The organism is Flavivirga abyssicola (assembly GCF_030540775.2).
GTDB classification, from domain to species: domain Bacteria; phylum Bacteroidota; class Bacteroidia; order Flavobacteriales; family Flavobacteriaceae; genus Flavivirga; species Flavivirga abyssicola.
This window is the reverse complement of sequence record NZ_CP141266.1, coordinates 3,049,417-3,065,708: the sequence shown is the minus strand read 5'-3', so window position 1 is coordinate 3,065,708 and position 16,292 is coordinate 3,049,417. Positions and strand designations below refer to the sequence as shown.

General features: G+C 31.1%; 20 protein-coding genes and 1 tRNA gene. 15 read left to right on the top strand and 6 right to left on the bottom strand.

The genetic code is table 11. The features are described 5' to 3' along the window. Window positions 1–135 precede the first annotated feature (135 nt). Window positions 136–591, bottom strand: coding sequence for a DUF4442 domain-containing protein (locus Q4Q34_RS12875; protein ID WP_303316122.1), 456 nt, complete (start codon window positions 589–591; stop codon window positions 136–138). Window positions 592–737: 146 nt separating this feature from the next. Here Q4Q34_RS12875 and Q4Q34_RS12870 point away from each other — a divergent pair, with 146 nt between their 5' ends. The 12 genes from Q4Q34_RS12870 to Q4Q34_RS12815 all read left to right on the top strand — a co-directional run bounded on the left by Q4Q34_RS12870 (window position 738) and on the right by Q4Q34_RS12815 (window position 10,691). Next, window positions 738–1,184: a DUF4870 domain-containing protein gene (locus Q4Q34_RS12870; protein WP_303316123.1), complete on the top strand. Its 447-nt coding sequence runs from the start codon at window positions 738–740 to the stop codon at window positions 1,182–1,184. A gap of 93 nt (window positions 1,185–1,277) precedes the next feature. After that, entirely contained in the window at window positions 1,278–1,619 is a 342-nt protein-coding gene (locus Q4Q34_RS12865; protein WP_135878774.1) for a PadR family transcriptional regulator, read from the top strand. Next, complete coding sequence (locus Q4Q34_RS12860; protein ID WP_303316124.1) at window positions 1,616–3,481, top strand: PspC domain-containing protein; 1,866 nt, start codon at window positions 1,616–1,618, stop codon at window positions 3,479–3,481. The genes Q4Q34_RS12865 and Q4Q34_RS12860 overlap by 4 nt, the downstream gene beginning before the upstream one ends. Window positions 3,482–3,552: 71 nt before the next feature. After that, entirely contained in the window at window positions 3,553–4,281 is a 729-nt protein-coding gene (locus Q4Q34_RS12855; protein ID WP_303316126.1) for a head GIN domain-containing protein, read from the top strand. A 640-nt stretch (window positions 4,282–4,921) separates the two neighbouring features. Beyond that, window positions 4,922–5,248 carry an ArsR/SmtB family transcription factor gene (locus Q4Q34_RS12850; protein ID WP_303316127.1) on the top strand — a complete coding sequence of 109 codons (327 nt, stop codon included), beginning with the start codon at window positions 4,922–4,924 and terminating at the stop codon, window positions 5,246–5,248. Beyond that, window positions 5,245–5,700 carry an SRPBCC domain-containing protein gene (locus Q4Q34_RS12845; protein ID WP_303316129.1) on the top strand — a complete coding sequence of 152 codons (456 nt, stop codon included), beginning with the start codon at window positions 5,245–5,247 and terminating at the stop codon, window positions 5,698–5,700. Before Q4Q34_RS12850 ends, Q4Q34_RS12845 begins: the two co-directional genes overlap by 4 nt. 134 nt (window positions 5,701–5,834) lie before the next feature. Continuing rightward, entirely contained in the window at window positions 5,835–6,212 is a 378-nt protein-coding gene (locus Q4Q34_RS12840) for a VOC family protein (protein ID WP_303316130.1), read from the top strand. Window positions 6,213–6,478: 266 nt separating this feature from the next. Continuing rightward, window positions 6,479–7,177: a helix-turn-helix transcriptional regulator gene (locus tag Q4Q34_RS12835; protein WP_303316132.1), complete on the top strand. Its 699-nt coding sequence runs from the start codon at window positions 6,479–6,481 to the stop codon at window positions 7,175–7,177. 59 nt (window positions 7,178–7,236) lie between these two features. Continuing rightward, window positions 7,237–7,872 carry an MOSC domain-containing protein gene (locus tag Q4Q34_RS12830; RefSeq protein WP_303316133.1) on the top strand — a complete coding sequence of 212 codons (636 nt, stop codon included), beginning with the start codon at window positions 7,237–7,239 and terminating at the stop codon, window positions 7,870–7,872. 42 nt (window positions 7,873–7,914) lie between these two features. Next, a complete protein-coding gene (locus Q4Q34_RS12825) occupies window positions 7,915–9,156 on the top strand; it encodes a DEAD/DEAH box helicase (RefSeq protein WP_303316135.1) in 1,242 nt (413 codons plus the stop codon). A 95-nt stretch (window positions 9,157–9,251) separates the two neighbouring features. After that, window positions 9,252–10,181: a sterol desaturase family protein gene (locus Q4Q34_RS12820; protein WP_303316137.1), complete on the top strand. Its 930-nt coding sequence runs from the start codon at window positions 9,252–9,254 to the stop codon at window positions 10,179–10,181. A gap of 6 nt (window positions 10,182–10,187) precedes the next feature. Further along, on the top strand, window positions 10,188–10,691 hold the full coding sequence (locus Q4Q34_RS12815) for a cupin domain-containing protein (protein WP_303316139.1): 504 nt from the start codon (window positions 10,188–10,190) through the stop codon (window positions 10,689–10,691). Here Q4Q34_RS12815 and Q4Q34_RS12810 read toward each other — a convergent pair. Further along, window positions 10,688–11,101 carry a hypothetical protein gene (locus Q4Q34_RS12810; RefSeq protein WP_303316140.1) on the bottom strand — a complete coding sequence of 138 codons (414 nt, stop codon included), beginning with the start codon at window positions 11,099–11,101 and terminating at the stop codon, window positions 10,688–10,690. The two genes, Q4Q34_RS12815 and Q4Q34_RS12810, sit on opposite strands and share 4 nt — an antisense overlap. Next, a complete protein-coding gene (locus Q4Q34_RS12805; RefSeq protein WP_303316142.1) occupies window positions 11,082–11,669 on the bottom strand; it encodes an RNA polymerase sigma factor in 588 nt (195 codons plus the stop codon). The genes Q4Q34_RS12810 and Q4Q34_RS12805 overlap by 20 nt, the downstream gene beginning before the upstream one ends. A 139-nt stretch (window positions 11,670–11,808) precedes the next feature. Here Q4Q34_RS12805 and Q4Q34_RS12800 point away from each other — a divergent pair, with 139 nt between their 5' ends. Beyond that, the gene (locus Q4Q34_RS12800) at window positions 11,809–12,162 is read left to right on the top strand and encodes a DUF6249 domain-containing protein (protein WP_303316143.1); all 354 of its coding nucleotides are present in this window, start codon (window positions 11,809–11,811) and stop codon (window positions 12,160–12,162) included. Window positions 12,163–12,222: 60 nt separating this feature from the next. Here the strand turns inward: Q4Q34_RS12800 and Q4Q34_RS12795 are convergent, their stop codons facing one another. Then, window positions 12,223–12,888, bottom strand: a complete 666-nt coding sequence (locus Q4Q34_RS12795; protein WP_303316145.1) for a M15 family metallopeptidase — start codon at window positions 12,886–12,888, stop codon at window positions 12,223–12,225. A 774-nt stretch (window positions 12,889–13,662) separates the two neighbouring features. Between Q4Q34_RS12795 and Q4Q34_RS12790 the strand changes: the two genes are divergently transcribed. Together Q4Q34_RS12790 and Q4Q34_RS12785 are read left to right on the top strand one after the other, a co-directional pair. Further along, window positions 13,663–14,931 (top strand): DUF819 family protein, encoded by a 1,269-nt coding sequence (locus tag Q4Q34_RS12790; RefSeq protein WP_303316147.1) that lies wholly within the window; start codon window positions 13,663–13,665, stop codon window positions 14,929–14,931. A gap of 47 nt (window positions 14,932–14,978) precedes the next feature. Then, a complete protein-coding gene (locus Q4Q34_RS12785) occupies window positions 14,979–15,677 on the top strand; it encodes a DUF4369 domain-containing protein (RefSeq protein WP_303316149.1) in 699 nt (232 codons plus the stop codon). Window positions 15,678–15,860: 183 nt separating this feature from the next. Here Q4Q34_RS12785 and Q4Q34_RS12780 read toward each other — a convergent pair. After that, window positions 15,861–15,934: transfer RNA gene (locus Q4Q34_RS12780), tRNA-Thr, on the bottom strand. A 61-nt stretch (window positions 15,935–15,995) separates the two neighbouring features. Continuing rightward, a complete protein-coding gene (locus tag Q4Q34_RS12775; RefSeq protein ID WP_303316150.1) occupies window positions 15,996–16,265 on the bottom strand; it encodes a hypothetical protein in 270 nt (89 codons plus the stop codon). Between the last annotated feature and the right edge of the window lie 27 nt (window positions 16,266–16,292).

The following is a 16,292-nucleotide window of genomic DNA, read 5'->3' as shown; positions in this document are numbered from 1 at the left end:
ATATTTTTAATTAATTCGGTTATAAGTTGATTTGTCTAAAGATTTGTTACATTATTTTTAAAATTTCAATCAAAGATTACTAGTTATTTCACAAAGCCCTACATAGAAAAGCCAACCGCAACTGAACACTGAAAACTAATCCTTCACCTTTATACTCCACTCAAAATTAAAAGTGGAAACTTCAACACCGTCTTCATTTACACCAATAGATTTTACCCAAATAGTTTGCCCTTCTCCTGTTTCTATTGCTTTTTTAAGAGTATCGTCTATAAGGTTACCATCGTTACAAGTAAATGTTATTCTTCCTTTTGCTTTTTTTGAAAAAGTGGCGTTATTAGATGTTACCAACATGGAAATGCGTTTACCAGATTCTTTAATTTTAGAAATGACTAAAGCCCCAGTCGAAAACTCTGCTGCCATACCTTGTACTGCCCAAAACATTGACTTAAATGGATTCTGATTTATCCATTTGTACCTTACTGTTACAATACATTTTGTGTCGTCAATATGTTTTGTTCTAACCCCGCAGAAATATGCTGCAGGTAATTTAAAAATTATGAAAGTATCTAGTTTTCTGGGTGTTATACTCATTCTAAAGGATTTATTTTTTTACTAAGTTATAAAATAATTAGCGATTCATAAATGTTAATATTTTGTTAAATTTAAGTACTATGCGTAACATAATACCTTCTTTTAGACATATATTTGTATAAGAAACTATTATACGTTTTAAAATCATGCTAGATAATCACCAAAAAAACATCGCTACTTTTATTCATTTATCAACCTTTTGCAGGTTTATAATTCCTTTTGGAAATTTTATTGGCCCTATTGTTCTTTGGGTTACAAATAAAGAAAAATCAGAATTTGTAGATGAACACGGTAAACAAGCTATTAATTTTCAAATTAGCATTTTATTATATGCTCTTATCTTAGGAACTTTAACGATTCCATTTTTTATTTTTAAAATATTTAATGGTATTGACTTTATAGATTTTCATGGATTTCACGATTTCCATATTAATATAGGTAAGCCTTCTCCTTTACTTTATATTGGTGGAGGTTTAGGAGTTTTAGCTATTTTAGGTTTTATACTGGAGCTTGTTTTCATAATTAATGCAAGCTTAAAAGCTAGAGATGGCGAACTTTATAAGTATCCATTAACCATCAACTTTTTAAAATAAAACGTGCTGAATTTATTTCAGTCTTTCATCAATACAATCAATCACAGTCAATCAAAAAATGAACAGTTTCATAATATTAAAACGCTTTAGAATATGAAGATAGAAAACACAAAAGCACAAATGCGTAAAGGGGTGTTAGAATTTTGCATACTTTCTGTCTTAAAAGACGACGATGCCTATGTAGCAGAAATTTTAGGGACTCTTAAAGATGCTAAGTTGCTTGTAGTAGAAGGGACAATTTACCCTTTACTAACCCGACTTAAAAATGCAGGACTTTTAAACTACAGATGGGAAGAGTCGACCTCTGGACCGCCAAGGAAGTATTATGGATTAACCGAAACCGGAAAACTGTTTCTTAAAGAATTAAACACGACTTGGAGTGAATTACAAAACGCAGTAAACATAGTAACAAGCCAAAAAACAACAAAAAAATGAATAAAACTGTCAACATAAATTTAGCAGGTATATTTTTTCATATCGATGAAGATGCATACTTAAAATTACAACGCTATCTTGAGGCTATAAAACGTTCATTTACAGATTCTCAAGGTCGCTCAGAGATCATATCAGACATTGAGGCGCGGATAGCTGAACTTTTTAATGAGCGCGTACAAAATAATAAAGAAGTTATACGTATTAAGGAAGTCGATGAAGTTATTTCTATCATGGGACAACCAGAGGATTATTTGGTTGACGATGAAATTTTTGAAGATGAACCTCAATCGTCTCCTAAACATAAAACATCTCGACCCAAAAAGCTATTCAGAGATACAGACAACTCTTATATTAGTGGGGTTTCTTCGGGATTAGCACATTACTTTGGCATTGATACTATCTGGATCCGTTTGGCTTGGATTATCCTAATCCTTGGAGCTGGTACTGGTATTTTTCTATATATTTTATTGTGGGTATTAGTGCCCGAGGCAAAAACTACCGCAGAGAAAATAATGATGACAGGAGAACCTGTTAACATTAGCAACATTGAAAAAAAAATTAAAGACGGCTTTGAAAACGTAACAGATGTTGCAAAAAATGTCACTGATTCGGTTGGTGCTGCTGCTAAAAATGTTTCAGATTCTGTTTCGAATGCAGCCAAAAATGTAGATTTTACAAAACAAGGAAACAAGATTAAGTCAAGTTCTAAAACATTTTTCGATACACTTGGAGAAGTGATTATGTTTTTCTTTAAAGTATTTGCTAAATTTATTGGGATCATACTAATATTTACGGGAGCAATAACAATCATATCGCTCATAATTGCTTTATTTTCATTAAGCGTTGTAAATTTTATTCACATTCCTGGCCTTGATCTTGTAGATGTCGTTAATGCTGGAAATACACCTGTATGGTTAGTATCTTTATTCCTCTTTTTTACAGTTGGAATTCCTTTCTTTTTCCTATTCTATTTAGGATTAAAAATACTTGTAAACAACCTAAAATCAATTGGTAATATTGCTAAATTCACTTTACTGGGGTTGTGGTTAATATCCACCATTGGTTTAATTGTTATAGGCATCAGACAAGCAAGCGAGCATAGTATTGATGAAAGCGTTATTGTTAAACAAGAATTAAATATAACTGCAAATGATACGCTAAAAGTTAAAATGGTAGAAAATGACCTATATGTAATAAACAGACATTATAGAAATAATGCGTTCAAGGTATTAAATAATGAAAATGGAGAAAAAACTATTTATAGATCAGACATTCGAGTTATAGTTAAATCTACTAACGATTCTTTAGCTAAAATAAGTATTGAGAAAAGTGCAGATGGTAGTCATTACGAAAAAGCTATTGAGCGAGCTAAAAACATAAATTACAATTATGTTTTTAATGGAAACGTGTTACTACTGGATTCTTATTTAACGACCCCTGTTGAAAATAAATTTAGTGATCAGGAAGTAGTTGTTTCTCTCTATTTACCAGTTGGGAGTATTGTTAATTTTGACAATACCACGAAATCATTTTTGAACTATTGGAATCATAGTGGAAATATTGTAACTCCCGGCGATGCTGGTCATTATTTACAAATCACAGATGACGGTATTACATGCTTAGATTGCCCTGTAGAAGAGTCTAATCCAATAGATATTGATATACATGATGACGAATCTAGTCTTAAATTAGATAACAATGGTTTAGAGATAAAAGATGAAGATGTTAGCATAAAAGTAAACGGGAAAGGCATTTCTGGAGAGGACGATGCTATTGAAGTTAAAATAGATACAGATGGCATCAATATAAAATCAAAAGACGATAACAACTCATCAGTAAAAACAAACAATTCAGACAGTTAAATTGCTAATCAACAATTTTTAATTGGACATTTGAATAAACAAAAAAATCATCAATCAAAAAACGAATAATTATGACAACATTAATTAAATTTATTTTAGCAACCATTTTAAGTTTAATGCTTTTCTCATGCAACTTCGATATGAATTTCAATACTGGAGTTAGTGGAAATGGAAAGGTTATAACTGAAGAAGTAATAATCAACAAACCTTTTTCAGCTATCAAAGCTACAGAAGGCTTAGATGTATATTTAACACAAAGCGATGACGAAAGGATCTTCGTTGAAGCTGATGAAAACCTACATGGTCTTATTATAGTAGAAGTAGTGAACAACACTTTAAAAATACACACCAGAGAAAGTATTGGTAGAGCTACCTCAAAAAAGGTAAAAGTAAGTTTTAAAGACATTTCAAGTATTATATCTACTAGTGGAAGCGATGTATATGCCACAAATGTTATAACAACAGAAAATTTAGAACTTAAATCAACGAGTGGTAGCGATATGAAACTTGAAGTAAATACATCTGTATTAAATTGTAAATCTACAAGTGGCAGTGATTTAAGATTATCTGGAAAGACAGTAAAACTTATTGCAGAGGCTACTAGCGGTAGTGATATTAAAGCTGGGGATTTAATTGCAGAATCCAGTCATGTAAAAGCAACCAGTGGCGCAGATATTACTGTAAACACATCTAAAGAACTTACTGCAAAAGCGACTAGTGGAGGTGATATAAAATATTATGGAAATCCTGAAAAAGTCGATAAAAGCAATAGCTCTTCAGGTAGTGTAAGAAAAAAATAAACAAACTTTATAATCAACCAAATAGCTTTTCTTAGTTTTCACACTTGATAGCTTTATTGTGTTGAATGATTTATAATTCCTTGGAGTAATTAATCATTCAACACTTTATAATTTACATCGTATTTTAATTGAAATAAATAACCTAACTATTAGTATTTTGCAAACCTTAGTCTTGCTTATTTATATAAAGGGTTACTCATATTTTTTTATACTTATCACTAATTAGCGTGAACTCAATATAAATTTCAATAGAAAAATGGTATTATATTAATGAAAAACCGTTTTTTGTCATGTCGACTAAGCGAAGCATGAGCGACGAGACATCTCATAAAAATGATATTCCTCCTCACTCCTCGTTAAGAATGCAAAACATTAAAGAACTAATTATCAGATTATAACATATCGAAACCCATGTTAATTAGCGTTGTTTTTTGGTTGTAAAAACACTTCAAATAATAACCAATAACACGACCTATTAAAAAGCATTCAGAAAAAAATAACCTCAATAAAAAAGTACTGTTTTAGCTTTAACTACAGCACTTTACCAAAATCTACATTAAAAAAATCAGCATTTCTTACCAAAACATTTGCGTAACCGAATGATTACACATACATTTGTAACCAATCAGTTACTTAAATTATGAGAAGAGACGTTTTTCAGGCAATTGCAGATCCGGTAAGAAGAGATATTATCGAATTACTTGCTACAGAAACCTTAAGTGTAAACCAGGTAGCAGAAAAATTTGAAATAAGCAGGCCGGCTATTTCAAAACATTTAAAAATATTAAACGAATGTGGAATAATCGATTTTAACCAAAACGGAAGAGAACGTTTATGCCTCATTCAACCACAAAAACTAATTCCTGCTTTCTTATGGATTAAACAATACAATAAACTTTGGGAAGATAGAATTGACTCCTTTGAAAATTATATTAATCAAATTCAGACAAAAAACAACAAAAAATGAGTGATTTAAAAAACAGAACCTTAACCATTGAAAAAACATTTAATGCCCCATTACAATTAGTTTGGGACGCTTGGACACAATCAGAACACATCTTAAAATGGTGGGCACCACAGGGAATGGACATTAAGGTGATTGATCATGATTTTAAGGTTGGTGGTAAATGGAAATATGCCATGCCCATGCCAGACGGAAATGAATTTATTTCTGAAGGTACATACAAGGAAATTGTCACGCTAAAAAAAATTGTTACTTCGGCCGATTTTAAACCAATGACAGAAGATGTAGAATTACAAATATACTTTGAAGCTGACGGTGAAAACACAAAATTTGTGTTCAAAGTCATTCATGCTACCGAAGCATATTGCAAGCAACAAGAAGAAATGGGCTTTTATAACGGTTGGGGATCTGCTCTAGAAAGATTAGAAACAACCTTAGAAACTCTAACAATTTAATAATGCACACTAAAACCCTTCAACATTATTTAATTTTTTTCTTAATTTTTTCAATAAAAAAACACCCCTGACATAATGTGACACACGCTCAAATATCTTTGCATTAAGTTTAATAATTAAAATCAATTTAAAAAATGAAAAATGCAGTTAACTGGTTTGAAATTCCAGTAAAAGATTACGAAAGAGCTAAACAATTCTATGCTACAGTTATTGGTACAGAAATTATAGACCATCCTATGCCAGACGACAATATTAAATATGGTGTTTTTTCATACGACATGGAAAACAAAGGTGTTGGAGGTGCTATCATTGAAGGAGAAGGTCAAACACCTTCCACAGAAGGCGCTACCATCTACTTAAATGGTGGAGACGATTTAGGTTTACCACTTTCCAGAGTAGAATCAAATGGAGGTAAAATAATCATGCCAAAAACTAATATTGCCGAAAATGGATTTATAGCACAGTTTATAGATACCGAAGGCAACAGAGTTGCATTACACTCTATGATGTAATCTTAATAAATCACGGAAGTGATTTACAATATATTCAATCAAAAAATTAACACGCGTTATAAAAAGATAGTGGATTGTAATGCGGTTCACTATCTTTGTTATTATGAACTCATCTTGACTTTTTGTTTTTAACCGAAAATGAGATAAAATTTGTTCAGATGAGGCATTTTTTGCAAGGCATAGCAGTGCTAAGCATAAAAAAAGTAACAAAATATGGACGAATTTTAGCCATTTTTTAGGAAATAGAAAAAATCAAGATGAGTTCTATGTCTCAATTACCAAGACTCATAGCCATATTAACCCTGTTAAAATCGAAACGTCTTTTAACAGCTAATGAGCTTGCGAAAAAGTTTGAAGTTAGTATCAGGACTATATACAGAGACATAAGAAAACTTGAAGAAGCTGGTGTACCTGTTACAACTATTGAAGGTAGAGGGTATTCTTTAATGGAAGGTTATTCTGTTGCCCCCGTTCAATTTACCGAAAAACAAGCGAATGCTTTAATTACTGCTCAACACTTAATAAATCAAACAAAAGACACTTCTTTTATTGAAGATTTTAATGAAGCTTTAATCAAAATTAAATCGGTTTTTAGGACTTCCATTCAGAAAAAAAGTGAATTATTACAAAGTAAAATTCATATTTTCAATCCTACTTACGAAAATATTTCAAGTCATGCGCTTTCCGAAGTACAACTGGCTATTACTAATTTCAATTTTATCGAAATTAATTACTGCAAGGTAAATGAAACTGATGTTTCCTTTAGAAAAATAGAACCTTACGCCATGTATTCTTCGCAACACAAATGGATATTAATTGCATGGTGTCACTTACGACAAGATTTTCGTGCTTTCAGAATTGATAGAATTCAACATTTTAAAATCCTACAAGAGAAATTTGAAGACAGGAAATTTAATCTACAAGCCTATTTTCAGTCTTGCTTCTATGACAAAAGTAAAGCATAAATATGTTTACGACTTCGTTAGTTTTGTATTATTTTTGATCAACAAATATCGTTATACAAATGAAAATCCTTTCTACCAATATTGCTAAACCGACTTCCTTAATCTGGAACGGGAAAGAAGTCCTTACTGGAATCTATAAGAAACCAACAAATCTGCCTATTTATTTAGGAAAAGAAGGTGTTACAAATGACGAAGTATCAGATAAAAAAGTACATGGTGGTGAATTTAAAGCTTGTTATATATTTTCTCATGAGCATTATGCTTACTGGAAAAATTTATATCCGAATTTAGCCTGGAGTCATGGTATGTTCGGTGAAAATCTTACAGTTTCTGGTTTAAACGAAAAAGATCTTTACATTGGCGATATATACGAAATTGGAGAGGCTTTAGTTCAAGTTACACAACCTCGAGAGCCTTGTTATAAATTCGGTATTAAGTTTGGAACTCAAAATGCATTAAAAGATTTTGTAGAACATGGGTTTCCAGGAACCTATGTACGCATTCTAAAAGAAGGGTTTGTAAAAAGCGGTGATACTTTTAAGCTAATTGAACAAGCGAAAAATAGTTTAACCACATGGCAATTTTTTGATTTATTATTTTCACAAAATAAAGATAAGGCATTAATTAAATTAGCTATAACAAATGAGGCCTTACCTTTAAGGAAACGAGATAAAATAAAGAAATTCCTAAAATAGCAGAGTTAATTTTGGCGTATCTTTGTGGCATAAAATTCAAATATGTCATTTAAAGACTTACAATTAAACAGGCCCATTTTAAGGGCTATTGCAGAAACAGGCTATGATGAACCAACACTCGTTCAAGAAAAAACAATTCCTTTAGTTTTAAACAAAAAGGATGTTATTGTTTCTGCTCAAACCGGCACCGGAAAAACAGCTTCTTTTGCTTTACCTATTTTACAATTGTTATTTGACAAACAGGATGCGTCAAAAAAAGGAAAAAAAATTCGCGCTCTAATCGTAAGTCCAACCCGCGAATTAGCCATACAAATTGGAGAAAACTTTAAAAACTATAGTACTTATACAAACTTAAGAACCACAGTCGTTTATGGAGGTACTTCTATCGAACCTCAAATAGATATTCTAAAAAAAGGTGTGGATATTTTAATTGCGACTCCTGGTCGTTTGCTTGATTTACACAAGCAAAACATTGCGAACCTAGACCATGTCGAAACTTTAGTACTGGATGAAGCCGATTTAATGTTGGATATGGGCTTTATTGATGATGTAAAAAAAATTGAGCGTCTTTGTACCAAAGAAAAACAAACCTTATTATTCTCCGCAACCATTCCTTATAAAGTAGAACAGCTAGCCAATACCATTTTAAAAACACCAGAACGTGTTGAAGTAGCCCCAAACTCATCAACATCAAAAAACATAAACCAGGCACTTTATTATGTGCCAAAGCGTAATAAAATTGAATTGTGTTTGCATTTATTAAGAAATACCATAAAAGGCAGTATCCTTATTTTTAGACGGACTAAGTTCGGTGTTGAAAAATTAGAACAAACATTATTGAAAAATGGTTATAAAGTTGATAGTATTCATGGTGATAAAAGCCAGAATTTAAGGCAAGAGGCTTTAAAAAACTTTAAATCCAATAATGTTAATATTTTAATTGCCACCGATGTTGCTGCCCGTGGTATTGATATTAATAATTTAGATGCTGTTATTAATTTTGATTTGCCTAATGTACCAGAGACTTATGTGCATAGAATAGGACGAACAGCAAGAGCTGGAAATACAGGAGCCTCCTATTCATTTTGTTCTGCAGATGAAAAAAATTATGTAAAAACAATCCAGCAACTTATCCAAATACAAATAGACGTTATTGAAGACCACCCTTATCCTTTAGACCCAAAGGCAAAACCTATTATTCATAAATCTAAAAAAACAGGTAGTAAGTATAAAAAGGGACGTAAAAGCGAAGCCTCAAAAAAGAAAAAGAAACGTTGGTACTAATTCGTTAAGAATTCCGTTATATAAACAATACCTTCGCCAAAATAAAGTTACGCTAACTTTATTAATTTTATGAACATCTCTCTCAATTTAAGTAGATGAATTTTACAAACCCATTAGTTTACGGTATTCCATGTTTTTTAGGTCTTATTTTAGTAGAACTTACATATAGCAAAACACACAACCGTAAAGACCTATATAAATGGAAAGATTTGATGTCGAGTCTAACTATGGGAATTGGATCGATAGTTTTAGCACCATTGATAAAAACCATTTCTGCTATTATAATTTTTAATTATTTATACGAATTGTTTAACCCAATAGTTGACGGTGTGCGTACAAATATTATGGGATGGCAATCTTTTGGCTACACTTGGCCTGTTTGGTTAATTTGCCAATTTTTGGATGATTTCACATATTACTGGTTTCATAGACAAAATCATATGGTACGCTTTTTATGGGCAGCCCATATTGTACATCATTCCTCTGAAAACTTTAACCTTGGAACAGCCGTTCGTAATGGCTGGTTCACTATTTTGTACAAACCTCTATTTTATATGTGGTTACCAGTTATTGGTTTTCCTCCAGAAATGGTCATCGTTTGCTTGGGTATTGAAGCACTTTGGCAGTTTCAATTACATTCTACATATATTCCAAAAATGGGGATTATTGAAAAAATATTTAACACCCATACCATGCACCAAGTACATCATGCCAAAAACTTAGAGTATATGGACAAAAATCATGGCGGATTTTTAAATTTATTTGATAAATTATTTGGTACATGGAAAGAACTAGATGATGACATAGATATAGCTTATGGCGTTACAAAGCCCCCAAACTCTTATAATCCTTTGATTATATTGACCCATGAATACAAAGACATTTGGAATGATATGAAAAAATCCTCCAATATATATCATAAGTTTATGTATGCCTTTGGCCCTCCAGGATGGAGTCATGATGGAAGTTCTTTAACCATTAAACAGATGAGAGAGCAAGCAAAAAAGAACATTAAACCTCTTTAATAAATTATGAATACTATTCAAAAAATCGTAGACCAGTTAGAATTACAACCACATCCTGAAGGTGGTTATTTTAAAGAAACTTATAGAAGTAACGGGGTTATTAATGAAGACAATCTAGGTTCGGACTTTTCCGGCCATAGAAATTACACCACATCTATTTACTTCCTTTTAACTTCTGAATCTTTTTCTGCATTCCACAGAATTAAACAAGATGAAATCTGGCATTTTTATAAAGGATCACCTATAAAACTTCATATGATTTCTGATGATGGTATATACTCCAACGTCATTATAGGAAACGATATAGAGAAGGAACAATTCCCTCAATTTGTAGTAAATGCTAAAGATTGGTTTGCTGCTGAAGTTATTGATAAAAACACATATGCTTTAGTAGGATGTACAGTTTCCCCTGGTTTCGATTTTAAAGATTTTGAACTTCCAGAAAGAGACACACTTATTTCAAAATTTCCTGAACATAAAAATATAATTACTGCTTTTACAAGACTCTAATTCTGAAATTTTTGATTAAAATGATTCTTTAATAATGGTATTTGTATACAAAACATGAGTCCAAAAAGCATCACGGCATAAGTAAGTGATTTTGGCATTGAAAACCCTGAAAATAAACTTGTTAATTTATTATTAGACAACACACTTAAATCCAAAGAATCGAACCAACTCGTTGGTTCTTCTTGAATACCCAAAAGCATATATATAATTAGAGTAAAAAACACTATTGAAATAACAATCCATCCTTTTTTAGATATTAAAGGTTTGTAAACCGTAATACTATTATTGCTTAATTCTGTAACCTGTGACATTACTGAAACAGTGAAATTAAAAGATGGACGTTCTAAAGGCGCTTCCTTAATTACTTTTTTAGCTAAGCTATCTAAATATCTATCTGCGTTCTTTTTCATAATGTTCAATTATTTCTGGTTCCAAGCGCTCTTTTAAAATAGTTGCCAATCTTTTTCTACTTCTAAACAATTTAACTTTCAAATTATTAGGTTTTAGCCCTATTGTTTTTGATATGTCTTCTAAAGATTGATCTTCAAAATAATATAAAGTTAGCAAAAAAGCGTCATCTTCTGGTAATAAAGCGATACAATCTCGAATGGATTGTTCTCTTTCTTTATCTTCCAAATTATCTAAAGCATTGTCAATTGTTTTTACCTGATGTTCTGTAAACTCATCAATAGCAACATTATTAAAATACTTTTTATTCTTTTTTAATCTGTCCAAACTCGTATTATAAGCAATTTTATAAATCCAAGTTGAAAACTTAGCATCACCTTTAAACTTATTTAGCGATTTGTATGCTTTTATAAAGGTATCTTGTGCTACTTCTTCAGCTTCTTCCCTATTCTTAACCATACGCAACGTCAAAGTAAATACTAAGTCCTTATAGCGTTCCACCAATACTTCAAAAGCATTCGTGTCTCCATTAATAATTAGATCAATATAGTGTTGGTCGTTGGTGGTCATTTTAAGGTAAGACGACTATAGATTCATCAAGGTTACATTAGAATGGGAAAAAAAAATTCAAAAAAATGTAACCAAAATTAAAAACGAATCGTCATAAGCTATGAACAGTTTAAAATTAATCAATTAAAAACAAACAATTATGGGATCAGAATTAATTATAATACCAGTAATATTTGGAGCAATCTTCGGCGTATTTTATTTGTATTTTTCTACACGCAACAAAGAACGTTTGGCGCTTATAGAAAAAGGGGCCGATGCCTCTATTTTTGTTAAAGGCAAAAGCAAAAGTTATACGGCGCCTATTTGGAAAGTACTTATACTAAACTTATCGTTATTATTAATGGGTATAGGCTTAGGAACCTTAATTGCAGCCATTTTAGAGAATTATTTAGCTATAGATGAAGAACCTCTATATGTGAGCTGTATATTTTTGATGGCTGGTGTTGGTTTATTTGTAGGTTTTAATATGACCAAAAACCTTGATAAAGAATAGCATAACTAATACATCAATCAAAAAAATTAAAACCTGTTTTTAAAAAAAAGACAGGTTTTTTTATTTAATAGGAAAATCAAAATACGTATTAGGAAAAGGTTCTCCTCGTAATGTAAAGTGCCACCACTCTTTTGGATAATTTCTAAAACCATGTTTTAGCATAACAGTTTGTAGTAATTGCCTGTTCGCTTTTTGCTTATCGGTAATTTTGCCATAATTCACCCAGGACTTTTCACCAAAAAAATCATAAGGACTTCCCATATCTAACGCCTCACCAGTATTACCATCAATTATAGTTAAATCTACGGTACTACCTCTACTATGACCAGACCTAGAAGCTATATATTGTTCTCTAAATAAATGTTTCTTTTTTACTTCCGGATAAAATATATGTTTATTAATAGTATCATTTAGATCTTTGGCCCAAAGAATAAAATGATTCACAGATCGTTGCGGCCTATAACCATCATAAACTTTTAAACATAAATTCTGCTCTTGTAGCGCTTCATGAACTAACTTTAGTTTTTTTGCTGTTTCTATTGTTAATATAAGTCTATTTGATTCATATCCTTCAATAGGCGTTCCTACAAAATTATTTGCTGTATAATATCTTAATTCTACTTCTAAATCAGGAATAATATCACGGACATATGTAAACCCTCTTTCTAATTGCCCAAAAGAAAAAACGTAATAAAGCGTGAATAGAAGTGTAAAAAGATTTCTCATAATTAAAGCTATAAGCTAATGTAGATAAAATATCAATGTATTAAAAATTGGATACAAAAAAACCGAGTTCCCTCAAACTCGGTTTTCTTTCAATTTGCTTTTTATATTATGAATCTAGATTTAGGGTCTCTATATCGTACTTCATAATGCAAATATTAATTAATTAATCCATTGAACTAAAAAGTGTGTTATTTAGTACACTTCAAAAGTAAAACTATAATTGATTTAAAACGACAAAAAACACATAAAATCGACAAAATACACTAAATTTTAACATTTACAGACGAAAAGACCATTAATATCGTCGAAATACATAATTAAAGTTTTAAATATTTGGACTTTTTAAAAAGTTATTTATATATGGAATAGGTTTTAGGTTTTTATAAAAAAAGCTTCAGAGTTATTAATCTCTCTTTATTACTTTTAATAAATGACCATTTAAGGTTTTCCTTTGCGGGATAAAATAGTCTATTTACATATTAGTGTATAATTGCTTTATGATATCCACAAATACAAGCCTTATTAATAGTATCATTACAATAAACTAGCCTTAGTCCAAAACATTAGTAATAAAAAAAGCATCCTGAAAAGGATGCTTTTTTACTAACTAACTAACTAACCAAAAATATGAATTACATTTTAAGTTTAAAGTAACCACTCAATAAACTTTTAATTAAATATAATTATTATACATACATCAATATCCGTGCCAAACTAAAATTAATCCTTTTTAAATTTTCTATATATTGCAATTTTTAACAGTTAAAACTTATTATGACCAATCAACCTCTATTTACTAATGACACCATTGCTTTTGGACTACTAATGTTAATGCTAGCATTAGTTTTTTACACATCCACAATAAAAACAGGATTTTGGGCTAAATTTTACAGCATAATACCCGCCCTTTTAATGTGTTATTTACTACCAGCAGTTTTAAATTCGCTGGGACTAATCTCTCCTAATACATCAAAAATTTATAATATTTCTAAAGACTATCTATTACCAGCAGCATTGGTTTTAATGACGCTAAGTCTAGATTTAAAATCTGTATTCAACTTAGGCCCTAAAGCATTGATAATGTTTCTTACAGGAACTATAGGAATCATTATTGGTGGACCAATTTCCATACTTTTAATATCAATAGTAAGCCCTGAAACGGTTGGAGGTGTTGGCCCTGATGCTGTTTGGCGTGGACTTTCTACTTTAGCAGGAAGCTGGATTGGTGGAGGAGCAAATCAAACGGCCATGTATGAAATATTTAAATATAATCCAGAGAAGTACGGCGCTATGATTCTTGTAGACATTGTTGTGGCTCAAATATGGATGGCGGTTTTATTATTTGGGATAGGACGAAAAGATAAAATAGACAAATGGCTTAAAGCTGATAATACTGCTATTGAAAAACTGAAGCAAAAAGTTATTAACTATGAAAAAAGTGTTTCAAAAATCCCTAACCTAACAGATTATATGATCATGTTCGGAATTGCTTTTACTGTAGTCGCTATAGCTCATTTTGGATCAAATAAAATCTCTACTTTTTTAACTACCAATTTTGAGGTCTTTAATGATAAATCTTCTGCCTTAGCTTCTTTTACCTCTACTTTCTTTTGGATGATTACCATTGCAACCGTAATAGGGATTATTTTATCATTTACAAGAGCAAAAAAATATGAAGGTGCAGGAGCTAGTAAATTAGGAAGTGTTTTTATTTACATTTTAGTTGCAAGTATTGGTATGAAAATGGATTTGGGTTCAATCTTTGAAAACCCTGGATTGTTAGCAGTAGGACTCATTTGGATGGCAATACACGTTCTTCTACTTATCGTTGTTGCTAAAATTATTAAAGCACCATATTTCTTTTTAGCTGTTGGCAGCAAAGCAAATGTTGGTGGGGCTGCATCTGCACCCATTGTTGCTGCGGCTTTTCATCCATCATTAGCAACAGTTGGTGTATTACTGGCTGTTGTTGGATATGCCATTGGTACGTTTTCTGCTTTACTCTGTGCTACTTTAATGGAATTAGCTTCGGTTGCAGGTTAATTTTAAATAATATTTTTAGATATTAGCGCTCTCAAATTAATTTTAAAATGAAAAAATTCTCATTCTTGTTTTTAGCTTTTTTAATAATCTCCTGTAATGAAAAACAGCATGATTTAATAGTTAAAGGTAACATCAAAGATTTAAAAAAAGGAACGATTTATCTTAAAAAAGCTAATGATACTGTTTTAGTAACTGTAGACTCTTTAGTTATAAATGGTAACTCTCAATTTGAATTACATTCGGATTTAGAATCTCCAGAAGTATTCTTTTTGTACTTAGATAAAAATAGCTCGGAGGAAGATAGAATTACTTTTTTTGCGGATAAAGGCATAACAGAAATTAATAGTACATTAAAAAACTTTGTTTTTGATGCAAAAATTAACGGATCAGATCAACAGAAAGTCTTAGAAGAATACAATACTATTATATCTAGAATGAATAATAGAAACCTAGACTTGATAAAAGAACATTTTGTAGCTCAAAAAAATAACGATACAGCTAAAGTTCGTGCTCTTAAAAAAGAATCCGATAATGCATTAAAAAGAAAATATTTATACACAGTAAATTTCGCATTAAATAATACTGATAGCGAAGTAGCACCCTATCTTGCGCTTTCAGAAATCTACAATGCCAGAGTTAAGTTTCTTGACACTATAAATAATAACTTGACACCAAAAGTTAAAAAATCTAAGTATGGTAAAGAATTGCAACTGTATATTGATAAAATAAAAACTTCGAAAAAATAAAGCAAAAATTTCAAACAAAACAAAAAAAGACCTTTCATTTGAAAAGGTCTTTTTTTGTTTCTATAAGAGCCGATGGAGGGGACTCCCTTCGACTGCACTCAGGATAAACTTCTCGCCCCAACCACTTTTAGTTTAATAACAAAACTTAAGTCAGTTACCTGATACGCTTTTCAAAATTTCAAGAGCCGATGGAGGGACTCGAACCCACGACCTGCTGATTACAAATCAGCTGCTCTAGCCAGCTGAGCTACATCGGCTTATTTAACGGTTGCAAATATAATATCTAATTTAACATTTGCAAGTAGTCCGTTAAAAAATTTATCCTAATTTATTAATTTTTTCTATTAAAGCTCTACCTTTATTTTCTAGCTCCACATTAATTGCTTTAAAATGTGCTTTTGCGTTTTCAACATCTTTAGCATTAACTTTAGCTATCAATTCATCAAAAGTAGCAATTGCTTCGTCAATAATTGCCTCACTCTTTTTTGTATCTTTGTCTGTGTTTGCGTATTCCCAAACATAAACTGCTTCAATAATATCACCTAAAACATAATTAATGTCTTTTTTTAGGTCTCTAACATTTGCCATAATCTGTATTTTTATTTGATTGCAAAA

Coding starts and splice junctions, on each gene's coding strand:
- Q4Q34_RS12820 (WP_303316137.1), top strand. CDS start 9,252: ATGAATTTTACAAACCCATTAGTTTACGGTATTCCATGTTTTTTAGGT.
- Q4Q34_RS12785 (WP_303316149.1), top strand. CDS start 14,979: ATGAAAAAATTCTCATTCTTGTTTTTAGCTTTTTTAATAATCTCCTGT.
- Q4Q34_RS12790 (WP_303316147.1), top strand. CDS start 13,663: ATGACCAATCAACCTCTATTTACTAATGACACCATTGCTTTTGGACTA.
- Q4Q34_RS12825 (WP_303316135.1), top strand. CDS start 7,915: ATGTCATTTAAAGACTTACAATTAAACAGGCCCATTTTAAGGGCTATT.
- Q4Q34_RS12830 (WP_303316133.1), top strand. CDS start 7,237: ATGAAAATCCTTTCTACCAATATTGCTAAACCGACTTCCTTAATCTGG.
- Q4Q34_RS12815 (WP_303316139.1), top strand. CDS start 10,188: ATGAATACTATTCAAAAAATCGTAGACCAGTTAGAATTACAACCACAT.
- Q4Q34_RS12795 (WP_303316145.1), bottom strand. CDS start 12,888: ATGAGAAATCTTTTTACACTTCTATTCACGCTTTATTACGTTTTTTCT.
- Q4Q34_RS12870 (WP_303316123.1), top strand. CDS start 738: ATGCTAGATAATCACCAAAAAAACATCGCTACTTTTATTCATTTATCA.
- Q4Q34_RS12875 (WP_303316122.1), bottom strand. CDS start 591: ATGAGTATAACACCCAGAAAACTAGATACTTTCATAATTTTTAAATTA.
- Q4Q34_RS12850 (WP_303316127.1), top strand. CDS start 4,922: ATGAGAAGAGACGTTTTTCAGGCAATTGCAGATCCGGTAAGAAGAGAT.
- Q4Q34_RS12845 (WP_303316129.1), top strand. CDS start 5,245: ATGAGTGATTTAAAAAACAGAACCTTAACCATTGAAAAAACATTTAAT.
- Q4Q34_RS12800 (WP_303316143.1), top strand. CDS start 11,809: ATGGGATCAGAATTAATTATAATACCAGTAATATTTGGAGCAATCTTC.
- Q4Q34_RS12860 (WP_303316124.1), top strand. CDS start 1,616: ATGAATAAAACTGTCAACATAAATTTAGCAGGTATATTTTTTCATATC.
- Q4Q34_RS12855 (WP_303316126.1), top strand. CDS start 3,553: ATGACAACATTAATTAAATTTATTTTAGCAACCATTTTAAGTTTAATG.
- Q4Q34_RS12840 (WP_303316130.1), top strand. CDS start 5,835: ATGAAAAATGCAGTTAACTGGTTTGAAATTCCAGTAAAAGATTACGAA.
- Q4Q34_RS12810 (WP_303316140.1), bottom strand. CDS start 11,101: ATGAAAAAGAACGCAGATAGATATTTAGATAGCTTAGCTAAAAAAGTA.
- Q4Q34_RS12835 (WP_303316132.1), top strand. CDS start 6,479: ATGTCTCAATTACCAAGACTCATAGCCATATTAACCCTGTTAAAATCG.
- Q4Q34_RS12775 (WP_303316150.1), bottom strand. CDS start 16,265: ATGGCAAATGTTAGAGACCTAAAAAAAGACATTAATTATGTTTTAGGT.
- Q4Q34_RS12805 (WP_303316142.1), bottom strand. CDS start 11,669: ATGACCACCAACGACCAACACTATATTGATCTAATTATTAATGGAGAC.
- Q4Q34_RS12865 (WP_135878774.1), top strand. CDS start 1,278: ATGAAGATAGAAAACACAAAAGCACAAATGCGTAAAGGGGTGTTAGAA.